3 protein-coding genes and 1 pseudogene are annotated in these 5253 nt (G+C 46.1%); 3 read left to right on the top strand and 1 reads right to left on the bottom strand.

Annotated elements, in window-relative coordinates; translation table 11 throughout:
* The first annotated feature begins 118 nt into the window (after positions 1-118).
* From QUA04_RS28530 to QUA04_RS28520, 3 genes are all read left to right on the top strand, one after another.
* A complete protein-coding gene (locus QUA04_RS28530; RefSeq protein ID WP_333263829.1) occupies positions 119-1342 on the top strand; it encodes a COP23 domain-containing protein in 1224 nt (407 codons plus the stop codon).
* A 210-nt stretch (positions 1343-1552) separates the two neighbouring features.
* Positions 1553-3793: a phosphoketolase gene (locus QUA04_RS28525; RefSeq protein WP_333263826.1), complete on the top strand. Its 2241-nt coding sequence runs from the start codon at positions 1553-1555 to the stop codon at positions 3791-3793.
* Between the two features lie 79 nt (positions 3794-3872).
* Positions 3873-4472: a Uma2 family endonuclease gene (locus tag QUA04_RS28520; RefSeq protein WP_333263823.1), complete on the top strand. Its 600-nt coding sequence runs from the start codon at positions 3873-3875 to the stop codon at positions 4470-4472.
* A gap of 599 nt (positions 4473-5071) precedes the next feature.
* On the opposite strand, the pseudogene QUA04_RS28515 reads toward QUA04_RS28520, so the two are convergent.
* Positions 5072-5253: pseudogene (locus QUA04_RS28515) on the bottom strand (hypothetical protein); the annotation flags it as partial.

The raw sequence follows: 5253 nt of genomic DNA, 5'->3' as shown, positions 1-5253 counted from the left end.
AAATTGGGACGTATTCTCCGCTTATAAAGCCAGTTTAGGCTTTGTTTGGGCTTAAAATTTGTTTAAGTCCCGTTAGTATATATTTGCAGTTCGCCTCGTTTCATCTAGGGAGTTATCGATGAATGTGTGGAGTTTGCGGTTTGACGCGCTGACAATCATCTTGACAGGTGCATTAACAGTGACGGCGGTTGTCAGCCAACAATATGCTGCCTGTGCCAAAACAGCCGAAGAAATTGCCCAGCTAGCGACGTTGACAACTGTGGAAGTCAACAATACGCTGGGTTTTTTTGCTAGTGGATCGGGAGTAATTATTGCCAAACAGGGTAATATTTACACTGTTCTGACAGCTAATCATGTGGTAGCAAGCCTCGCTCAAAAATACAGCATTCGCACTCATTTGGAGAAAGACTATGCTGCGATTAGAATACAGCGGCTACCGAAAAATGACAGGGATATAGACTTGGCTTTGATACAGTTTCAGAGCAGAGAACAGTATCCAGTAGCACCAATGGGCGAGTCAGAACGTGCTGTTGTCGGTTCTGCTATTTACGTTTCTGGCTATCCGCTGCCAATTTCGGGATTTGAACGAAAACTTGAGTTTACTGCTGGTATCATCTCTTCTCGCTTGGGTAGCGCCTCATCTGGGTATCGTCTGCGCTACCAAGCTGTAACCAGGCGCGGGATGAGCGGCGGGCCTGTATTTGATGCTGATGGCAGGGTGGTAGGAATTCACGGCCAGGGGGATACTGTTGGCACAATTAGGAGTCAGTGGAACGGTCAGATTGAGGAGATAAAAACGGGCTTGAACGCGGCAATCCCGATCGATGCTTTTAGGGAGTTGCTATCACAAAATAAGCGTAACGGCTTGGATATTCTCAGCAATCTTTCTATCAGCAGCGCCTCTGGTCAAAACCAACCGAATCTGGGTTATGGAGGATTTGTGTGCGATACCTCAACGGGCGAGCCGGTGACTGTGTATCAAAACCCTCAAGGGTTCAGGGAGCCTTGGATTCGCTGGAATTCTAATTTCTTTTCTAGTTCTGGCTACGATCCTCTAACTCGCTGCCAACAAGTGACTCAGCGCCTTGAGAATTATAACCGAAATAAACAGCTAAATTATGTGACTGTGGGTATTGTAAATAACCAGAAAGCGATTTGCACCAGTAGCCGCGTTAATGGGCCTTGCGAAGGTTTGATCTACACGCTGCGCCGCGATCAAGATCCGACTCCTGCACTTAGCAGTTTTTTTGTTTGGCTGCGGAATCAAAAGGCGGTGCCTTCTCTTTCTGAAAGCGGTACTGTGCTGTATATCGATGTCCGGGAACGGCTGGAACAATTTTAGATTTTAGATTTGAGATGGATTAGTAATGGGTAAACACAGAACCCCGACTTATTAAAAAATTCGGGGTTCTCAAACCACTACTTATTAGCTGAAAAAGTGAGATATTTTACTTATTTATCACTGACATAATAGAACTCATGATTTTTTGGAACACGGAAGCTATAAAATTACTCTTACATTAATCCAACTCAAATTTTTCAGGTATCAAGCATGACAGCAACTACCCCGCAGGCAACGTCAACAACGCCCGCTTTTTGCGAAGGGATTCAATATTTTTCTGAAACAGTCCCTGGTTTTGATACTTATGGGAAAACACCTGCGATCGCCGAGGGGAGCAAGTCGATCGCCGATCCTGCCGATCCCGTCGCCGTCTTTCAAACGATGCTGGGAGCCGACGCCCTGCGCTACCTGACGCTGCAAGTCACCGCTAGCAAGGCATCGGGACATCCGGGGGGTTTTGCTAGCCAAGCTGAGGCTTATGCCGCTTTGGTGATGCTCGGACACAAGAACATTGTCACCGAAGTCGGCCATCACGCGCCGGGATTTTACAGTGCCATGTTTCTCGATCGATCTTTGGAGGATATGGGAATTGTTAACGTGCAGCAAGTGCGCGATAAATTCCGAGAAAAAGACGGTTTGTTAGGACATCTTTCCGGTTTCATTCCCGGCCTTTTAGCACCGGCCGGTCCCCTCGGACAAGGGCAGCATTTCGCAATGGCTGGAGCGCTTTTGCACCGCGAAAAACTGTTTGCTTTCACAATGGGCGACGGCGGCATGGGCGAACCCTATCCGATGAGCAGCATGGCGCATTTCCACACTGCTTATCCCAGCGTTACTAACTTTTTACCTGTGTTGGTTTGGAACGGATATTCTCAGGAACATCACAGCATGGTTTCGACTAAAACTAATGCTGAAATGATTGCTTATTGGCAAGGCAACGGTTTTGAAGAAGTTATCTTAGTTGATGCTAAGGAATTTGACGATAAAAATCAACCGGAAGATTATGTTGACAGCACTGCTTTTTCGCTCGAACAGCGCATGGCATTTACCAAAGCTGTTTTACAAGGAGTTGACAAAGCGGCAAAATCTGCTCTCGGCGGCAAATTAACTGTGTTTATTATCAAACAGTTGAAAGGTGCCGGCGTCCACGCGCGCGGAGCAAAATCTCACAACCTTTATCCGAAAGATACGCTGGATGCTCCGCACATTATCAGTGCTTTAAAAGAGCGCGCTTTGACTGCTGCTGCTTGGCAATTGGTGCGGACAAATTGCGAGCGTGCGGGTGGCGGGCCGGCGGCGAAAACAGTTGTTACTGAGTTTACATTGCCGCTGGCAGATTTAGGCGAATTGCCTTTAGAAGAATTTGCTGTTGGGGGAAAACCGAAGATTTCGACAACAGCAATGGGGGTTTTGGTAGGGAAAGTTGGCGAGCGCGATCGTACTTTTCTTGTCACTAATGCTGACGGCAATGAAGCATCGGCAATTGCCAATATCAACCAAGCTCTCAAAATTATTCACCCAACGACAGATGACCTGTACAATCAATCGCCAAACGGCCAAGTTTACGAACCTTTGAGCGAAGATGCTTGCGCTGGTTTAGCCGTAGGTTTATCGCTATTTGGAGCGCGGAGTTTGTGGTGTTCCTACGAATCTTTTGCCATCAACGGTTTACCAATTTGGCAAACTGTAACCCAAGCAATGGCAGAATTGCGCCGTCCAACTCCGGCAACTGTCACCTTATTTACAGCGGGTGCATTGGAACAAGGCCGCAACGGTTGGACGCACCAGCGTCCGGAAATTGAAGCTTATTTTGCGGCGATGATGCGGAACGGAAATGTGTTTCCTTTGTTTCCACCGGATGCTAACAGCATTCAAGCTTGTTACGAGTGGGCTTTGACGGCTAAAAATAAGGGAGTTGTGATTACTGCGAGCAAGTCGCCGCTGCCAATTCGCACTACTTTTGAACAGACTCGCCAAGCTTTGCAAGACGGTGCCATAGTCCTGCACGAAGTCGATTCCCCGCAAGCTTCCCAGAATCAAGGGGGGAGCAAGAAAGTTGTGTTTGCAGTTGTCGGTGACATGACTTTAATGCCAGTGTTTGAAGCGGCGGCATTTTTGGAAACAGAAGGGATTGGAGTGCGGATTGTTTCTGTTGTGAATCCCCGGCGTTTGTACCGTCAAAGCGATGTTGCTTGGGATACTTGTTCGGAAGCTGACGGCGGCTTTTTGAGCGATGAGAAATTTGCCGAATTGTTTGGCGGAGATGCCTTGATTGGCGTGACAGGCGGCGCTTCTGGGATGTTGGAACCTGTGATGCTCCGCAGCAATTGCAAGCGGGATACTTTCGCTTGGAAGCGGGGGGAAACTACTGCTAGTGCTGGTCAGTTGATGGCGTTTAATGGGTTGACTGCTGAGGCGTTGACTAAAAGGGCGATCGAGCTAGTTCATTAAGTTAGAATATGAGTGAATGCCCCTGCCTGGTTTGTCCTGGGTAGGGGCTAGTAATATTTAAAATAGGATGGTGATACCTGTGACTGCACAACTTTTAGAAGAAAAAGGTACGCTTGCGGAACAGCGATTGCTTCTCCCCGGTTATTATACTTGGGAGCAATTTGAGGATCTCGAATCTTTAATGGCAGACTCTCCGGGTTTGCGGATAACTTATCTTGATGGGTGGATCGAGTTTATGACACTGGGCGAAGCACATGAGACAATCAGTTGTATTCTTAATTTTTTGCTACAACTCTACTTTTGTGAAATGGGAATTGAATATATTCCTGTAGGTAGTGCGACTCGCAGAAACCGGGCAAGAGATGTATCATTTGAACCAGACGAGTCTTATTATATAGGTTCAAGAAAAGAGCATCCCGATTTAGCCGTGGAAGTAACGATTACTAGCGGTAGCACAAATAAACTAGCTAAATATCTGCGACTTCGCATTGCTGAAGTTTGGTTTTGGGAAAATAATCGGCTTGCTGTCTATCGGCTGCGCGAGGATGATTACGAGCAAGTTTCAAGAAGTGAGTTTTTGCCGGAGTTGGATTTAGAATTGTTGGTACGCTGCGTTTTAATGCCTTCAAGGATTGAGGCAAGGACAGAGTTTCTTAATGGAATTCGGCAAGTGGGTTGAATGCTGAGGAGTTGGTAGAAAGTGCGATCGTCTACGAGGGCTTCGCTAACGGCTTGATAGGTTAAGCTAAAAGGTGACCGACAACCATTGGCTCTCACAAACAGCCTTGGCGCGATCTGTTCTAACGATTGGTTAGACTTGTAGGTGTAAAGTTACTAAGCTCAGAAATATGAAAATTTATAACTTTGATATTAAATCTGTTAGGATCGGAATTATTCCTATTTCTCTTCTCTTTATCTGCGTGAATCAGCGTCAATCTATTGTCATCTGCGGTTCGAGAAATTCTCTTTTTAAAACCGCAGATGAGGGCAGATGCAACACAGACTAACGCAGATGAATTATCTCAACTCCGGTTTCACGATCGGTGATTTTTGGCTGTTGACTAGGTTTGACGCCCGACGATGCTACCGGATTTGATATGATACGATTCTAGAGCTATTCGTGCAGCTTTAACCTAATGATGAGGGGAGAATTTATTCGGAAGTTTTTCTTGTTTTACTGTTAGATAAGTTTGCTTTGTTAGCTGCGAATTTAGCGATAGTGCTAGAAGCTTCGCTGGGGCAGAATATCAAAGTTTGGTGAAAAAAATTGCCTTAATTTTATTCATTTTTTTCCCCACAAGCCATTAGCCAAAAACTCATCATTAATCGTCTATCGCCCGCAGCTAAAAATTCATCCCGCGAAACCAGGTAGCTTTCTATGTCTGATATCATGTCCGGTCGATCAACCATGATATAATCAGGAGGAACACCACCCCCATCAAATAAAGAATGCCAAAACG

Origin of the sequence: Microcoleus sp. S13_C5 (assembly GCF_036700845.1) — a bacterium.
GTDB lineage: Bacteria > Cyanobacteriota > Cyanobacteriia > Cyanobacteriales > Microcoleaceae > Microcoleus.
Note: the sequence above shows the minus strand (reverse complement) of the source record. Positions and strands in the feature narration are given on the sequence as shown.

Excerpts from the sequence above, each read along its gene's own strand:
- QUA04_RS28525 (WP_333263826.1), top strand. The coding sequence starts at position 1,553 with ATGACAGCAACTACCCCGCAGGCAACGTCAACAACGCCCGCTTTTTGC.
- QUA04_RS28530 (WP_333263829.1), top strand. The coding sequence starts at position 119 with ATGAATGTGTGGAGTTTGCGGTTTGACGCGCTGACAATCATCTTGACA.